The organism is Ruficoccus amylovorans, assembly GCF_014230085.1.
Classification (GTDB): domain Bacteria; phylum Verrucomicrobiota; class Verrucomicrobiia; order Opitutales; family Cerasicoccaceae; genus Ruficoccus; species Ruficoccus amylovorans.
Window position 1 is genome coordinate 161078 of record NZ_JACHVB010000064.1, and the last position, 16088, is coordinate 177165.

17 protein-coding genes are annotated in these 16088 nt (G+C 61.3%); 9 read left to right on the forward strand and 8 right to left on the reverse strand.

Translation table 11 applies throughout. From position 1 onward, the window contains the following. Positions 1 to 70: 70 nt before the first annotated feature. Complete coding sequence (locus H5P28_RS19355; protein WP_185677338.1) at positions 71 to 388, forward strand: STAS domain-containing protein; 318 nt, start codon at positions 71 to 73, stop codon at positions 386 to 388. Between the two features lie 66 nt (positions 389 to 454). Here the strand turns inward: H5P28_RS19355 and H5P28_RS19360 are convergent, their stop codons facing one another. The 3 genes from H5P28_RS19360 to H5P28_RS19370 form a co-directional block, all read right to left on the reverse strand. Continuing rightward, complete coding sequence (locus tag H5P28_RS19360) at positions 455 to 1102, reverse strand: LuxR C-terminal-related transcriptional regulator (protein ID WP_185677339.1); 648 nt, start codon at positions 1100 to 1102, stop codon at positions 455 to 457. Positions 1103 to 1327: 225 nt separating this feature from the next. Beyond that, a complete protein-coding gene (gene tal / locus H5P28_RS19365) occupies positions 1328 to 2299 on the reverse strand; it encodes a transaldolase (RefSeq protein ID WP_185677340.1) in 972 nt (323 codons plus the stop codon). 67 nt (positions 2300 to 2366) lie between these two features. After that, positions 2367 to 2804 carry a DUF423 domain-containing protein gene (locus H5P28_RS19370; RefSeq protein WP_185677341.1) on the reverse strand — a complete coding sequence of 146 codons (438 nt, stop codon included), beginning with the start codon at positions 2802 to 2804 and terminating at the stop codon, positions 2367 to 2369. Between the two features lie 172 nt (positions 2805 to 2976). Here H5P28_RS19370 and H5P28_RS19375 point away from each other — a divergent pair, with 172 nt between their 5' ends. The 8 genes from H5P28_RS19375 to argF all read left to right on the forward strand — a co-directional run bounded on the left by H5P28_RS19375 (position 2977) and on the right by argF (position 10698). Further along, complete coding sequence (locus H5P28_RS19375) at positions 2977 to 3825, forward strand: TorF family putative porin (protein WP_185677342.1); 849 nt, start codon at positions 2977 to 2979, stop codon at positions 3823 to 3825. Between the two features lie 562 nt (positions 3826 to 4387). Further along, positions 4388 to 4813 (forward strand): 50S ribosomal protein L13, encoded by a 426-nt coding sequence (gene rplM, locus H5P28_RS19380; RefSeq protein ID WP_185677387.1) that lies wholly within the window; start codon positions 4388 to 4390, stop codon positions 4811 to 4813. A gap of 5 nt (positions 4814 to 4818) precedes the next feature. After that, positions 4819 to 5223 (forward strand): 30S ribosomal protein S9, encoded by a 405-nt coding sequence (gene rpsI, locus H5P28_RS19385; RefSeq protein WP_185677343.1) that lies wholly within the window; start codon positions 4819 to 4821, stop codon positions 5221 to 5223. A 113-nt stretch (positions 5224 to 5336) separates the two neighbouring features. Continuing rightward, positions 5337 to 6365: an N-acetyl-gamma-glutamyl-phosphate reductase gene (argC, locus tag H5P28_RS19390; RefSeq protein WP_185677344.1), complete on the forward strand. Its 1029-nt coding sequence runs from the start codon at positions 5337 to 5339 to the stop codon at positions 6363 to 6365. Positions 6366 to 6377: 12 nt separating this feature from the next. Beyond that, positions 6378 to 7607, forward strand: coding sequence for a bifunctional glutamate N-acetyltransferase/amino-acid acetyltransferase ArgJ (gene argJ / locus H5P28_RS19395; protein WP_185677345.1), 1230 nt, complete (start codon positions 6378 to 6380; stop codon positions 7605 to 7607). A gap of 4 nt (positions 7608 to 7611) precedes the next feature. Further along, positions 7612 to 8511 carry an acetylglutamate kinase gene (gene argB, locus H5P28_RS19400; RefSeq protein WP_185677388.1) on the forward strand — a complete coding sequence of 300 codons (900 nt, stop codon included), beginning with the start codon at positions 7612 to 7614 and terminating at the stop codon, positions 8509 to 8511. A 9-nt stretch (positions 8512 to 8520) separates the two neighbouring features. Continuing rightward, complete coding sequence (locus H5P28_RS19405) at positions 8521 to 9738, forward strand: aspartate aminotransferase family protein (protein WP_185677346.1); 1218 nt, start codon at positions 8521 to 8523, stop codon at positions 9736 to 9738. 15 nt (positions 9739 to 9753) lie between these two features. Continuing rightward, the gene (gene argF, locus H5P28_RS19410) at positions 9754 to 10698 is read left to right on the forward strand and encodes an ornithine carbamoyltransferase (protein ID WP_185677347.1); all 945 of its coding nucleotides are present in this window, start codon (positions 9754 to 9756) and stop codon (positions 10696 to 10698) included. Between the two features lie 151 nt (positions 10699 to 10849). On the opposite strand, the gene H5P28_RS19415 is transcribed toward argF, so the two are convergent. The 5 genes from H5P28_RS19415 to H5P28_RS19435 all read right to left on the reverse strand — a co-directional run bounded on the left by H5P28_RS19415 (position 10850) and on the right by H5P28_RS19435 (position 16086). Next, the gene (locus tag H5P28_RS19415) at positions 10850 to 12271 is read right to left on the reverse strand and encodes a rhamnulokinase (RefSeq protein ID WP_185677348.1); all 1422 of its coding nucleotides are present in this window, start codon (positions 12269 to 12271) and stop codon (positions 10850 to 10852) included. A gap of 23 nt (positions 12272 to 12294) precedes the next feature. Next, entirely contained in the window at positions 12295 to 13077 is a 783-nt protein-coding gene (locus tag H5P28_RS19420) for a DeoR/GlpR family DNA-binding transcription regulator (protein WP_185677349.1), read from the reverse strand. A gap of 75 nt (positions 13078 to 13152) precedes the next feature. Next, entirely contained in the window at positions 13153 to 13554 is a 402-nt protein-coding gene (locus tag H5P28_RS19425; RefSeq protein WP_185677350.1) for a VOC family protein, read from the reverse strand. 134 nt (positions 13555 to 13688) lie between these two features. Further along, entirely contained in the window at positions 13689 to 15434 is a 1746-nt protein-coding gene (locus tag H5P28_RS19430) for a sugar porter family MFS transporter (protein WP_185677351.1), read from the reverse strand. A 268-nt stretch (positions 15435 to 15702) separates the two neighbouring features. After that, the gene (locus tag H5P28_RS19435) at positions 15703 to 16086 is read right to left on the reverse strand and encodes a hypothetical protein (protein WP_185677352.1); all 384 of its coding nucleotides are present in this window, start codon (positions 16084 to 16086) and stop codon (positions 15703 to 15705) included. Between the last annotated feature and the right edge of the window lie 2 nt (positions 16087 to 16088).

The window sequence follows — 16088 nt, forward strand, 5'->3', positions numbered from 1 at the left end:
CAAGGCCAAGCCAATCCGAAACGGCCTTGACAGGGCCTGCGAGTGAAGTTCTGCTCATGGATACTAAAAAATGGCTGACTATACGTTTAAACTGACCGAAGGCGGCACGCAGCTGCTTATCACCATCGGCGCGAATAAATTCGATGCCTCCTGCGTCAGTGGATTCAAGCAGCAGTTGGAAGAAACCTGGCAGGACACGATCATCCATGTGGATATCGACTTTTTCCAAGTGGACTTTATCGACAGTTCGGGCATCGGTGCCCTGCTGGGGGTGCAAAAGCGGCTCCGCGGAGACGGTCAACCTATCCGTGTGCTCAATGCCAAGCCCAATGTCGTCAGCGTGATCGAGCTGCTGCGCCTGCACCGCGTTTTCTCCATCAGCGAGTAGGGCGGCTGTTCCGGTTTTGCCGGCCTTCCTGTTAAATCTTCTTTTTAATCAAAGCAGGGGGCAGGCTTACTCGTAGAGGGTGCCGCTGATGAGGCCGTTTTCGATGGCGTAGCGGGTGAGGCCGACGGCGTCGTGGATGTCGAGCTTGCGCATGATGTTGTTGCGGTGGGTCTCGGCGGTTTTGACGCTGATGTGCAGCTTGTCGGCGATTTCCTTGTTTGAGTTGCTCTCGGCAATGAGCTGGAGGATCTCTTTTTCGCGTCCGCTGAGCCCGGCCATGGAGTCGGCCTGATCCGGGTTGAGCATGATCTGCTTGAGCATGGAGGAGACGTTCGGACTGTAAAAGGTCTGCCCGTTGGCGACCATAGCGATGGCTTTCTCCAGCACGTCGAGCCCTTCGGACTTTTGGACCAGCCCGTCGGCCCCGGCCTCGATCATGTCTTTGACGATGCGCCGGTTCGGAAAGGCCGAAAAGCCCATCACGAGAACGTCGGGGTTGTCGCGCTTGAGGCGGCGCAGGATTTCCACGCCGTTGAGCCCGGGCAGGAACACGTCCAGAATCACAAATTCGGGCCGGATGCGCTCGTAGGCTTTCCAGCCTTCCTGCCCGTCGCCGCAAGCTTCTTCGAGTTTCAGGGTAGGGAAGTCCCGCAACAGCCGACAGATGAACTCTCGCAGGACGACTTGATCCTCAATGACCAGAACTTTTTTCATCAATACAGGATAGGCGTGGAGGTGAGGTCCGATGATGAGCTTATGGCGACCGGCTCAATTGTAAACTGCGAATTTATGATTGTTGATGACGGATTGGTGTGTGCCTAGGTGTCAAATGGGTGCATTGCGGCGAGAGCCGTCTGTCCCCCAGGCATGGCAGCATAAAAAAAACCCGCAGCCGTTGGGCTGCGGGTTTGTGTGCAAAGCGGCTGTGCGCGCGAGCGTTTACAGGCTCTTGGCGATGATGGCTTCGAGCTTGTTGATGTCGGCGGCGAAGAGGCGGATGCCGTCGGCCAGCTTTTCGGTGGCCATGGCGTCTTCGTTGAGCATCCAGCGGAAGGTCTTTTCGTCTATCGAGATCTTATCGATGTCGGCCTTGGCGGAGGCCTCGGGGCTGAGCTTGCGCTCGACCGGGGCGTCGGATTCGGCCAGTTCCTTCAGCAGGTTCGGGCTGATAGTGAGCAGGTCGCAGCCGGCCAGTTCGACGATTTCGTCGGTGTTACGGAAGCTCGCACCCATGACTTCGGTCTTGTAGCCGAACTTCTTGTAATAGGTGTAAATCTTCTGCACGGAGAGGACGCCGGGGTCGTTCTCGCCGGAGTAGGTTTCGCCGGTCTTGGCCTTGTACCAGTCCATGATGCGCCCGACGAAGGGCGAGATGAGCTGGGCGTGGGCCTCGGCGCAGGCGATGGCCTGAGCCATGGAGAAGAGCAGCGTCATGTTGCAGTGGATGCCTTCCTTGGTCACGACCTCGGCGGCTTTGATGCCTTCCCAGGTGGAGGCGATCTTGATCAGGATGCGGTCGCGCGAGATGCCACGGTCTTCGTACAGCTTGATGATCTCGCGGGCCTTGGCGATGGTCGCCTCGGTGTCGAAGGACAGGCGGGCGTCCACTTCGGTGGAGACGCGGCCGGGGACGATCTGGAGGATTTCGCTCCCGAAGAGCACCAGCAGGTGGTCAACGATGGTCTTGACGCGAGCTTCGCCGCTGAGGCCGAGGTCCTTGGTTTCTTCGATGGCCTTTTTCAGCAGCGGAGCGTATTCCTCCATCTGCACGGCCTTGAAGATCAGGGACGGGTTGGTGGTGGCGTCCTGCGGCTTGTAGGCCTTCATCGAGGAAAAGTCGCCGGTGTCGGCCACGACTTTGGTGAATTGCTTGAGCTGCTCAAGTTGAGTGGCGGCAGTCTTAGAATCCATAGGAATGGGTGATTATTTAATGTTAGACAGTACTGGGATAGCCCCAGAGGGTGTAATTCCGTCCAATCTATTGGTGATTCTGCCCCTTTTTCAAACATTTAAACGCGCAAGCCGCCAGAGTCGCCCAACCGCCGAGCAGGCAAAGCCCTCCCAGCGGGGTGACTGGGCCGAGCCATTTCCAGCCCACGGTACACAGCAAATAGAGTGACCCGCTGAAAAGAACCGTGCCCGCGATCCAGAGGCGGGCTGTCCACTGGCAGCACTTGAGGGCGGCGGGCTCAAGGCGCGTCCAGCTTGCCAGGGCGAGCAATGCCACTGCGTGCACGAACTGGTACTTGACCGCGGTCTGCCAGTTGGCGGCGGTGCCGCGTTCGGTCAGGAGATCCTTCAGGGCGTGCGCCCCGAAGGCCCCAAGCGCCACGCCGATAAACCCGAAAAGGGCCGCCCAGAGCAGAATTTTTAACAGCAATTTTTCACAGGAGCCGGTCTGGTTTTTTGTAGTCATTGTGGCTGGTTGTTCTTAAAGTGTTTTATTTCAGTGCGTTAGGATGGTTTGTGGGATGCCATTCTCTCCCGTGGCGGGGCAAAAAAACTGCTTGATTTATTGAACGAAAATGAGAGATAGTCGTCCTTGAGCAATTTTTCTGCTCACCAATAACCTAAACAAACTCAAAACAATGAAGAAACTGATTGCAACTCTGGCGATCGTTGGGGCGGCTGGAACCTCCGGTCTGTTTGCGCAGACGGGTAATTCCATCGAAGACCTTTCGATCACGAGCTCCTTCGCCTACGAATCCCAGTACGTGTTCCGTGGCGTCAAGCTGAACTACGACTCCTTCCAGCCGAGCCTCGAATTCGGCTTCCCGGTTGTCGGTGGTGACCTCTACGTCGGTATCTGGAGCAACCTCCCGATCTCCGGCAAGAACGGTGGCGGTGCCGCTGGTACCCTGATGGGCAATGCCAACGAAATCGACATCTATGCTGGTTACGCTTACCCGATCACCGACATGGTGACCCTCGATGCCGGCTTCATCTACTACTGGTACGTGAATGCCCCGTCCATGGGTAACAATGCCACCTCCTACGTCGAGCCCTACATCGGTGCTTCCTTCGACGTCCTCCTGAGCCCGGCGATCTACGTGTACTACTCGGTCGACCAGCTCACCAAGGCTGGCGGCTCCGGCCCCGACTCCGGCATCCTCACGATCGAAGCCTCCATCGGTTACAGCTTCGACCTGAGCCAGTACATGACCGTGGAAGGTCTGTCCTTCGACACCGGTGCCTACATCGGCATGGGTATCCCGAATGACTCCAGCGCCATGAACGGCACCACCAGCTTCATCTACGCTGGTGTTACCGGTGACCTCGTTTACGCTTTCAATGAAAACGTGAGCGCCTCCATCGGTGTCCGTTACTCCAACTACTCGCAGTCCGGCAACTCCGTCACCCCTCCCTACTCGGGTAGCGGTTTCGCCCCCAACCAGAACAACATCTGGATGGGTGCCTCGGTTGGCTTCACCTACTAATCGTAGTTGACTCTGAACTTTCGAGCCCGCGGCCATCGCCGCGGGCTTTTTTTATGCCCGACTGATGCGCGGCGCTGGGACGCACGCGTCAGGGAAGGGGGGGAGAGGTGAGTTGCCCGCGAAGCCACCCGAAGTATGCGCGAAGAGTCACGTCGGGCTAGGGAGCTTCGTTCCGTGTGCGTCCCCTTTTTATATCCTTTTTAAGATGGCGGCGGGGCTGTACTGCCGCATGCCTTCTTTCTTCTTCGCGTCCCTTCGCGTGGCTTCGCGGGCGATTTTCTTTTCCCGCTTTCGGGGAGTCGTTGTACGGGCTGGTGGTAACTTGGGTGCAATGTGCGGAATCTTGAAGTCCGTGCTTGCCCTTGATGGGAAAAATGTACTGGATGCGAGCTTGCATTTTTCCCGGCCCGGCTGGCAGCAGATGCTGTCCGGTTGGAGATCGGCTTTCCTTCAAGGTCTGTGGCGGCTGCCGCAGAGCTGGATTTTTATCTTTTTCCACAAAAGCGAAGGAAAGTCGTTGACAGGGGTGGGTGCACATCTATCTTTGCACGCTTTTCCCAAAATGAAGACAACTCTTGCCAAACCCGATATCGACAGGAAGTGGTACGTCGTTGACGCCTCCGGGCAGACGCTGGGCCGTTTGGCGGTCAAAATCGCCAATATCCTGCGCGGCCGGCACAAGCCTATCTATACACCGCACATTGACGCTGGTGATTATGTCGTCGTGATCAACGCCGACAAGGTGAAGCTGACCGGTAAGAAAGAAGAGCAGAAGCTATACATGTTCCACACTGGCTGGTTCGGCAATGAGTACTATCGCAGTGCCGCCGCCATGCGTGAGAAGAAGCCTGCCTTCATCATCGAGCACGCCGTCAAGGGCATGCTCCCCCGCAACAAGCTGGCCAACGCCATGATCAAGAAGCTCAAGGTCTATGCCGGTGAAGAACACCCGCACGAAGCCCAGCAGCCCATCACCTTCGAAGGTTAATTCCCATGAGTACCGCAACTGACAGCGAAACTTTTACCGCCGTGGGACGGCGCAAGACCGCCGTGGCCCGCATCCGCCTCAGCCGGGGCGAGGGCAAGCTCACGGTCAATGGCCGTCCGCTCGAAAACTATTTCTTCACTGAAATGCTGGCCAAGCGCGCCACCCGTCCGCTGGACGTGGCTGAACTTGCTGGCCAGATGGACGCGACCTTCCTCGTTGAAGGTGGCGGCAGCGTCAGCCAGGCCGGAGCCGTCTCCCATGCCTTGGCCCGCGCCCTCCAGAAGTACAATCCGGAACTGCGTCCGGCCCTCAAGAAGGCTGGCCTGATCACCCGTGACCCCCGCATGAAGGAACGTAAGAAGTCCGGTCAGCCGGGTGCCCGTAAGCGATTCCAGTTCTCCAAGCGGTAAGCGTACCGACTCGGCTTTCCTGCCCTCCGCGTGCGCTTGCCCGGAGGGCTTTTTGTTTTTTGGGGTATGAATTAGCCCCATTTATTTTCGTTTAATTCATTATTAATAATTATATGAAAACCGCGATTGTTGGAGCCTCTGGATACTCAGGTGAAGAACTCGTGCGGCTGCTGTCCCGGCATCCGCAGGTGGAGCTTGCGCTGGTCTCCTCGCGCTCGCTCGTGGGTAAGCCGCTGGTCTCGGTTATGCCACAGTTCCGGGGCTTGGTCCCGGCGGATCTGGTTTTCAGTGACTCGGACCCGGCGACGCTGGCTGCGCGGGACGACATCGATGTGTTTTTCCTCGCCCTCCCGCACGGCGTGGCGGCTGAATTCGCCGTACCGCTCGTCGAGGCCGGGCGGAAGGTGATCGACCTCTCAGCCGACTTCCGGCTGGGATCGACCGCGCTCTATGAGGAATTTTACGGCCAGGCGCACCCCGCCCCGGCCCTGCTGGAACAGGCTGCCTACGTCATCCCCGAGATTACACCCGCTGGTTGGGAAAAGGCTCCGCTCATCGCCAGCCCCGGCTGCTACCCGACGAGTATCATCACCCCGCTGACCCCGCTGCTGCGGGCGGGGATCGTTTCCAGCCAGGGGATCGTGGTGAACTCGATGAGCGGCGTCAGCGGCGCGGGCAAAAAACTGGCCGAAGCCTACCTGTACTGCGAGCGTAACGAGAGTGTCAAAGCCTACGGCTTGCCCAAACACCGGCACCTGTCCGAGATCGAGGAGCAACTCGGCGCGGCGGCGGGCGAGCCGGTCATTATCCAGTTTAACCCGCATCTGGCCCCGATGAAGAGGGGGATAGCGACCACCATCACGGTCCCGGCGGCCAAGCCCAACCTGGCGGCACTCTACGCGGCCTGGGAGACGGCCTTTGCCGGTCGGCCCTTCATCGGTTTGCTGCCCAGCGGCACCTGCCCGGACACGCTGCACGTGACCGGGACGAACCGGGTGGACATGTCCGCGGTTTACGACGAGCGGACGAAGAACTTTATCATCACCAGCGCCGAGGACAATGTCGTCAAAGGCGCCAGCGGCCAGGCGGTTCAGATCATGAACCTCTGGCTCGGCTTCAAGGAAACGGACGGACTTCTCTAACCGATAAAAACGATGAGCACGCATGTGACGTTGACGGATGATTCACCGGGCCTGGGCGATGTGCCGGGCTTCCAACTGGCGGGCGTCCATTGCGACGTGCGCGGGACCGGTAACAAGCGGCTCGACCTGGCGCTGATCTTCTCGGAGCAGCCCGCCGTCGCCGCCGGAGTTTTTACTACCAACGATGTCAAGGCCGCTCCGGTCCGGCATTGCCAGGCGATTCTGGCGGGCCGGGACGACTTCCGGGCCATCGTCGCCAACAGCGGCAACGCCAACGCCTGTACCGGTGCACAAGGTATGGCCGACTGTGAAGAAATGGCCGCCGAAGCCGCGCGGGGACTCGGGATTTCCGCCGATCAGGTGTTTGTCTGCTCGACGGGGCGGATTGGCCGGTCGCTGCCGATGGACAAGATCCGTTCCGGCATCGCCGAGGCTGCGGCCGGGTTGTCCAGCGATTCCGGGCACTCGCTCAACGCCGCCTGGGCCATCCTGACTTCGGACACAAAGCCCAAGACCGTGACCGCGAAGTTCGAGGTCGGCGGTCAGACGGTGACCGTCTCCGGCATGGCCAAGGGCGCTGGAATGATCGAGCCGAACATGGCCACCATGCTCGCCTTTGTCGGTACGGACGCGGAAATTTCGCGGGCCGGGCTCCAGGCCGCGCTGGCCGCGGCCGTGCGGTCGAGCTTCAACTCGATCACGGTGGACGGCGACATGAGCACGAACGACACTGTGCTCGTCCTGGCCAACGGCCAGAGCGGGGTCTCGGTCGAGGATACCGGTTCCGAGGCGGGCGAAGCCTTCCGCGAGGCACTGGGACAGGTCTGCCGGAAGCTGGCCGAGAAGATCGTCGGCGACGGCGAACGGATCACGAAGGTGGTCATGGTCAATGTCTCTGGCGCACCGGATAACACCGCCGCCGAAAAGGTGGCGCGGGCCGTGGGCAACTCCCTGCTGGTCAAGACCTCGTGGTTCGGCAACGACCCCAACTGGGGCCGGTTGCTCGACGCCGCCGGGTACGCCCGGGTCGGGCTGGTCGAGGAGCGGCTGGACATGCACTACGACGACATCCCGGTCATCCTCGCGGGCACACCGCAGCACGACAACCTCCCCCAGTGGAAGCAGGCCGTGTCCAAGAAGCATTTTTCCATCTCGATCAACCTGAATATCGGGCAGGGGGCATACAGCCTGCTGAGCACCGATCTTTCCGAGGGTTACGTCGATTTCAACAAGAGCGAATAACCACATAGACGTGAAGATTACCGAAAATATCGACATCACGACCAAGGCCCAGGTGCTGCTGGAGGCGTTGCCGTACATCCTGCGCTTCCGGGGCTCGACCTTCGTCGTCAAGTACGGCGGCAGTTTCATGGACGATCCGGACCCGGCGGTACGCATCCGGGTGGCCACGGACATCGTGTTCCTGGCCGCGGTGGGGATTCACGTCGTCGTCGTGCACGGCGGCGGCAAGGCGATCTCCCGGGGCATGGCCGAGGCCGGGCTGGAGCCGGTCTTCCGCAACGGCCTGCGGGTGACCGACGAGGAGACGATCAAGATTGTCGAGAAAACGCTCAACCAAACGGTCAACCTCGACATCTGCGAGCTGATCCAGGCGCGGGGTGGCAAGCCGCTGGGCATGCACGGCAACAACGTGCTCGTCTGCGACAAGATGCTCTCCGAAGACGCCGAAGGGCAGCCGGTGGACCTCGGTTTCGTCGGGCAGATCCAGTACGTGAAGGCCAAGCTGATCAAGAAGGCCATCGCCGACGGCTACACGCCGATTGTTTCCCCCATCGCAGTGGACGAACTGGGCCACCCCTACAACACCAACGCCGATGTGGCCGCCGCGGCGGTCGCCTCTGCCCTGCGGGCGCGGCGGTTGGTTTATCTTTCCGACGTCCCCGGCCTGCTGCGGGACCCGAACGACCCCTCCACGCTCATCTCCTCGCTCCACATCGACGAGGTCGAGACGTTGACCAAGGACGGGACTATCTCCCGGGGCATGCTTCCGAAGGTCAACAGCGCAGTCGGTGCCCTGCACAACGGTGTGCACCGGGTCCACTTCGTTGATGGCCGGCAGCCCCACAGCATCCTGCTGGAAATCTTTACCGACAAAGGTATCGGCACAGAAATCGTCAATCAGTAAGCGCAAATCATGAACGTAACCACCCCGGATTCCACTTCCGACCTGTATGCCTCGTTTGTACTGGGCAATTACGGCACGCCCGCCTGCACGCTGACGCGCGGCGAAGGCGTCTATGTGTGGGACTCCGAGGGGCGTCGCCTGCTCGACTTCGGGGCGGGGATCGCGGTCACTTCGATTGGCCATTGCCACCCGCACTGGGTCAAGGCCGTACAGGAACAGGCGGCCACGCTCGTGCATTGCAGCAACCTCTACCGGCACCCCGGCCAGGGGCGGCTGGCGCAACGGCTTTGCGGCTACGCCGGGCCGGGCAAGGTTCTCCTGTGCAACAGCGGGGCCGAGGCCAATGAGGCCATGCTCAAGCTCGCCCGGCTCCACGGGCGGGCCAAGACGGGCGAGGAGGGTAAGTGCTTCAAGGTTCTGACTGCCGAGAAGGCCTTCCACGGCCGGACCTTCGGGGCCATGGCCGCCACGCCGCAGGAGAAAATCCAGGGCGGGTTCCGGCCTATGCTGGACGGGTTCGCGCACGGTGTTTTCAACGATCTGGCGAGCTTCGAGGCGCTGGTGGACGACTCCGTCGCCGCCATCCTGGTGGAAGCGATCCAGGGCGAGAGCGGCGTCAACCCCGCCACGGTGGAGTTCCTGCAAGGGCTGCGGGCGCTTTGCGACAAGCACGGCCTGCTGCTGATGATGGACGAGGTCCAGTGCGGCATTGGTCGGACGGGGCGGTTCTTCGGCTTCGAAGAGGCCGGGATCGTGCCGGACGCCTTCAGCATGGCCAAAGGCCTCGGCGGTGGTATCCCCATCGGCGCGGTCTGGATGCGCGACGCGCACGCACCGCTTTTCAAACCCGGCTCGCACGGCACGACCTACGGGGGGAACCCGCTGGTCTGCGCCGCCGCGAATGCCGTGCTCGACGTGATCGAGTCCGAGGATTTGTTGGCGCAGGTCACCGCCCAGTCCAAGGGCTGGATCAAACGGCTGCAAGAACTGGAACGGAAGTTCCCGGCGCTGGTCGAAGAAGTGCGGGGCCGGGGTTACATGGTCGGCGTCGCCCTCAAGGTGGACCCGATGCCGGTTATCCAGACCCTGCGGGAAAAGGGCATGCTTGCTATCCCGACCGGGGGGCAGGTTATCCGGCTGCTGCCGCCACTCACCGCCACCGTTGAAGACCTTGACCGCTCCGTCGAGCTGCTCGCGGACGCTTTATCCAATCACCTCCAAGCTTAGTTTGCCATCCCCCGTATGAAACACTTCCTGAAAGTGACCGACTTCTCGCACGACGAGGTCGAACTCCTGTTCCAGAACGCCGCCGAGTTCAAGCGTCTGGGCCGCCACACCCCGGCGCTGCTCCAGCGTCAGTCCTGGGGTATGCTTTTTTATAAAAACAGTACGCGCACCCGCGTCTCCTTCGAGGTCGGGCTGAACGAACTGGGCGCGCACGCCGTCATGCTCTCCACCGGGAACATGCAGCTCAGCCGCGGCGAGACCATCGCCGACACGGCCCGCGTGCTTTCGCGTTACCTGTCCGGGCTGATTATCCGCTGCTACGAACACTCCGTGCTGGAGGAGTTCGCCAGTGCCGGGACCATCCCGGTCGTGAATGCCCTGACGGACCTGACGCACCCCTGCCAGCTCTACGCCGACCTCTTTACGCTGGCCGAGCGCTGGAGCCCCGGCGAAGGGGAGGCCGATGTCGAGTCGCTGCGGGGCCGCAAAGTCGCCTTTCTCGGTGATACCGCCTGCAATATGGCCAACTCGTGGATCCTCGCCGCCGCCCACACCGGGATGGAAATTTCCCTCGCCGGTCCTGCCGAGTTCGCGCCCAGCCAGGCCGCGCGCGACTTGCTGAAGCAGGCGGACCTGCCGGAGACATTCAAGTTCACCACTGACGCACGGGAGGCTGTTCGCGGCGCGGATGTCGTCTATACCGATGTGTGGGTGAGCATGGGCAACGAGGCCGAGGAAGCCGCCCGCCTCTCCCAGATGCAGCCCTATTCGGTCACGGCGGACCTCATGGCCGAGGCGGCCAAGGACGCCTACTTCATGCACTGCCTTCCCGCCCATGCCGGGCAGGAAGTTTCGCAGGAAGTCCTTGATAGCTCCGCGTCGATTATCTTCGACGAGGCGGAGAACCGCCTGCATATCCAAAAGGCCATCCTCGCCGCCCTCGCCGGGGAACCCCGCTGAGGCGTATTTTAAAATTACGGAGCGAGCCCGGGCCTGTTGGTTTTGAGGCTGTTTGTCCGGAGGAACGCAGTTCCGGCTTAAACGTTTTTTGGGGAGAGCGTGAGAGGGTGTTTTTTGAAAAAAAAAAACACCTTCTCGCATAACCCTTCTTTTATGCGCCAGCCACGGCCGGGCGATAGACGTGTTTGTTGATACGGCGGGCGATGACGGCGCGGAAGATGTCGAGGTTCTCAATCGCGCCCAGGCCGAGAAGCTGATAGCCGATGTTGCCCACGGAGGTTCCTTCCAGGCTGTAGCTGGTGACGGGCAGGCCGGTGGCGTCGGCGATGCGCTGGCAAAGGAGCTGGTTCTTGGAACCGCCGCCGACGATGGCGATGTTGTCAAAAGATTCGCCGGTCATTTGGCCGAACTGGCGGACGGTGTTGGCGACGGAGCGGGCCAGCGAGTCGCAGATCAGGCGCATGTACTCGGGCAGGGTCGCGGGCGGGGTGCCGCCCTGGCGGCGCAGGTTGGCGTCGATGGCGGCGCGCATGTCGTCCGGGTTGAAAAGCGATTCGTCCGTACAGTCGATGAGGGTCCCGGGGCTGGGGAGGTCGGCGGCCTTGTCGGCCAGCGCGTCCCACTCGGCTCCGCTGGTGGGCCGGTCAGGGAACTTGATGGAGAGCTGTTCGAGCAGCCAGAGGCCGAGGAGGATCTTATTCGGGCGGTAGCCGCCGAGGCCGTCGCGCTCGTTGCTGACGCCGAGCTTGTAGGCTTCCTCGCCCTTGGCGGGCTGGGCGGTCAGGCCGCCGGTGAGCAGCCAGGTTCCGGCGGAGATAAAGATGTCGTTCCCGCTCTTGGGAATGGCCTCAAAGGCACAGGAGGTGTCGTGGCCGGGGACGAGGATCGTTTCCACATCTTCGAGTCCCTCGATGTCGCGGACCTTGCCCAGCTTGATGCCAGAGCGGGCCGGGCCATCGAACCACTCGGCGGGGATACCGAAGTAGTTCAGCGTTTCCCCGGAGAAAGCCACGCCGTTGATGTCCAGAAGCTGCCCGGTGCTGGCGATAGAGACCTCGTTGCACATCTTGCCCGAGAGCAGGTAGTTGAAGTAGTCCGGCAGCAGGAGCACGCGGCTGACCATCTGCTTGAGCGCGGGAAAGGCGCTGAGGGTCTCGCCGAGCTGGAGGGCGGTGTTGTAGTTAATGGGCGGCAGGCCAGTCCAGTCGTAGAGTTTGCGGTCATCGCCGGAGTCGATCAGGCGCTTGCGCAAGGGCTCGGTGCGCTGGTCGCGGTAGGCGTGCATCGGGAAGGCCAGGCGCCCGTCCTTGTCCAGCAGGACATGGTCCACGCCCCAGGTGTCCACCCCGCAGGAGGCGAGATCGGGGAAAAGGCGTTTGGCTTCCGTCAGCCCCTTGCGGACCTGCGAAAAGAGGGCTCCGATGTCCCAGTAGTCGTTGTCGTTGAGGCGGTGAAAGGCGTTGGGAAAGCGGTGGACTTCGGTCAGCTCAAGGGCCTCGCCGGTCCAGGTTCCGACGATGACGCGCCCGCTGGTGGCTCCAAGGTCGATGGCGGCGGCGTGTATTTTGCTCATGGGGGTTTTTACGAAAAAGCGGTTCAGGGTTCGATTTTGGCGGGAGGGGCGACGATGATCTCGGTGCCGGCCTCGGCGGCGGGGCCGGCGATCTCGGGGGGCGGCTCCCGGTCGGTGATAAGGGTGTACTTGTCCGACAGCTCGGTGACGAGGCTCAGGGCGCGCTTGCCGAGCTTCGAGCTGTCCATGACGAAGTAAAGCTTGTCGCACACGTTGAGCATGTGCTGCTGAAAGGAGGCGAGGAACGAGTTGTTGTTCCAGATGCCCTCGGGGGTCAGTCCGGCGCAGCCGCACACGGCGATATCGACGTGGACTCGGTTGATGGCCTGCTCGCAGGCCGGGCCGTAGAGAATGCCCAGCCGGGAGTAAACCGTGCCGCCGGTGACAATGGTCTCGGAGGAGCCGACTTCGCCGAAGAGGGCGGCGATGGGCAGGGAGTTGGTAATGACCACGAGGCGTTTTTCCACCAGGGCGCGGGCTACGGTATAGGTGGTGGTGCCGCCGTCGAGCATGACGGTCGCGCCTGGCTCGATCAACTGGGCCATCTTGCGGGCGATGGCGTGTTTTTGTTCCGTGTGGCGGTTATCCTGTGTGATGAAGTCGTAGCCGGAGCTGTTCGCATCCTCTTCGACGAGGCTGGCCCCGCCGTGATGGCGGCAGATGATGTTGGCCGCCTCCAGATCGTTGAGTGCGCGTCGGACGGTGGACAGGCTGATGTCGAATTTTTCGGCCAGCGTGTGAAGGTCCGCGTACTTGTGTTCGCGGATATACTTCTCGATCAGGTCCAGTCGTTGTTTATTGGTCATGAAAATCACCTTCATCCTGAAGGCGCTTTCACAAACTGTCAAAAACAATCAGTTGCTTCCACGAAAATGATGTAATCAGGTCAACCCACTACCCCAGAGCCGCCAGGGGGCGATTTCGAGGCTGTTTCCGGCTGGGTCGCGGAAGTAGAGCGAGTGGACGCCCTCACGCCAGACGTGTTCCATTTCGAGCGGGATTCCCAATGCTCTCAGGCGGTCTTTCCAGCCGGGTATGTCGGCGGGATCGACCCGGAAGCAGGTATGGCCGGGGCCGGTGGTACCGTGGGTGGGCACCTCGTCGTTGCGGGCCGACTCGTGCGGATTGAAGATCAGCAGCATGGCCCCGTCGAGCCGGTAGAAGATGTACTTACCCGGTTCGCGCGCGTGGGGTTCGCTTGCGAGCAGGCGGTTGTAGAACGCCTCGGCTGCCTCCAGGTCTTCGGCGTAGAGGCAGGTCTCAAGAATGTGACGCAGGTTCACGGGAGAAAGGTTTGAGAGTTTAAGAGTTTGAAGGTTTGAGAGTCGGAATGCCGTTTGCGAAAATTCTCCGTCCGCCGTGCGGCTGCTGGCTCTCTTAACTTTCAAACGCTCAAACCCGAAACTCTCAAACTTATTCAGAGTCCGATCCTGCGCAGGGGCTTTCCGGCGTAGATGTTTTCCTCGATTTTTTCCAGCGGCACGCCGCGGGTTTCGGGGAGGAAGCGGATGGCCAGCGCGAGGCCGACAGCGGTAAAGGCGGCGTAGATGAGGAAGGTGAAGGACATACCCAGGCCGTCCTTCATGACCGGGAAAAGCTGGCTGACGAAGTAGTCCACCAGCCAGTTGGCGGCGACGGCGATGGACATCCCGATCCCGCGGAAGCGGATGGGGAAGATCTCGCTGATCATGAGCCAGCACAGCGGCCCGGCGCTGATGGCGAAGAATACGATGTAGAGCAGGATGCTGGCGAAAATCCAGTACGTGATCGCCGGAGGCTTGCCGGGAGTCGCGGGCAGGGCCGGGGTGGTCACCCCGGCCGGTGAAGTGGGGGCTGAGGCCTGGGCGTCCGCGGGGACGGAAACCGACTTGCCCTCGACCGCCGCGTGCATGGCCTGGGAAACGTTCCGCGAACTGGCAATGGCCAGAGCGATCTCCCGGTGGTCGGTCGTCTGCTCATGGGTAACGGCTGACCCGGCGTTGGGAAGGACGGGGCGCTGCCCGGCGTTGTCGGTGGTGGTGACGGCGCGGGACTCGGCGGGCGCGGTCTGCTGGAACTTCTCATACCGGTGGAACAGGTACGACTGCGCCCCGAGCATGATGATGATACCGCTCACGCCGATGAACATCAGCTTGCGGCGTCCAAGCTTGTCCACGAGGAAGATCGAGACGACAGTGGCGATGAGGTTGACCAGGCCCATCGCTACCTGCGCCCACATGGCAGCCGAGGCGCTGAACCCGCCCTGGCTGAAGATCTGCGGGCCGAAGTACATGTCGGCGTTGATGCCGGTGGACTGCTGGAAAAATTGCAGAAAAAAGCCCAGCAGCATGACCGGCAGGATCAGCTTGCCGAAGCAGGCTTTGAGGTTGACGCTCGTCTTGCGGGCGGCGGCTTCGTGGATGTCGCAAAAGGTCGAGCGGGCCTCCTCGCGGCCCATCATGCGCATGAGCACGTGGTGGGCTTCGCGCAGGAACTGGTTCTCAATCAGCCAGCGTGGGCTCTGGGGCATCTTGAACATGCCGAAGAGAAAGATGAAGGCCGGGATCAGCCCGATAGCCAGCATGACGCGCCAGTTGAGGGCGGTGTCCTTGATCGAGGCGTCCACCGCCACGCCGACCAGAAAGGAAAACAGGATCCCGACCACAATGGAGAGCTGGTACATGAACAGGATGCGCCCGCGTGATTCCGGCGGGGCGACCTCGGCCATGTACATCGGGGTGATGACGGCGGAGTTACCAATGGCCAGCCCCATCATCAGGCGGGCAACCACGAAGACCCAGAAACCGGGCGAAACCGCCGCCAGAGCGATCCCGGCGATGAAGAGAAAGGCGTTGAAGATGAGGCCTTTTTTACGCCCGAAGCGGTCCGAAACCTTGCCGCCAAAGAGCGCGCCGATCAATGCGCCCAGCGGGACGGCGGCGACCCACAGTCCCTGAAGCAGGGGGGCGGACTCCAGGCCGAAGAAGGTGTTGACCGAGCCTCCGACCGCCGCCGCGATGGAGGCGTCGAACCCGAACAGCACCCCCGACATGGCCGCGACCGTGCCGACGAAAAAGCTGCTCAGCGGTTTGATGGCGACATCTTTGAGGGTTTCCTCCACCTCGTTCACGATGGCACGGAGATGATCGGGGATAGTTGGCTGGGCAGGGGAGAGTTCACTCATGGCAAGGTAGGGCTTTTGCTGCCGCAGCGTCTCTTCCGGCTAAACGACGGCTACACCGGCCGGAGCCGGGGTGCAGGAGGGGTGAGATAGTTGCGGCAAGGGGTTCAATATGAGCCGGATGGGTTGCATCACAACTCATCGTGTTTTGCCCGCTTTGGCAAGGTCAGAGTGCGTGGAAAATGAGGTGCCCTATTATGGTTTTGTAGTGCATTTGCACTACACGTGTTGAAGCGCGGAAGACGCTTCCACGGGAGATTTAAAACAGACGCTACTTCGTGGGGGCGGGTCGCTGCCAGATGACGGTGTTCTCCTCCCCGAAGGTTACGCGATTGGCCCATTTGGGGATGGCGATGGTTTCCTCAAAGGTTCCCGTTTCGCCCGGTTGCCCGTCGGCATGCAGGTGCACAAGTATCTGCAAAAAGTCGGGATGTCGGACCAGCTCGACCTGCTCCACGGTATAGGCACTGTGGCCGCTGAGCCCGGAAATCATTAATATCTCCCGTCCGTCGGAGGTGGCGACTTGCTGCTGGTAGTTGAAGGTGTCGGCCCGCTCCAGCACGAGGTCCTGAGGCGCGAGCGAGGACGGCCCGGATTGGCAAGCGCCGAGCAGAAGGCTCAGGAGCAGGAGGGCGGAAAAAAGGGGCGGGCGCATCT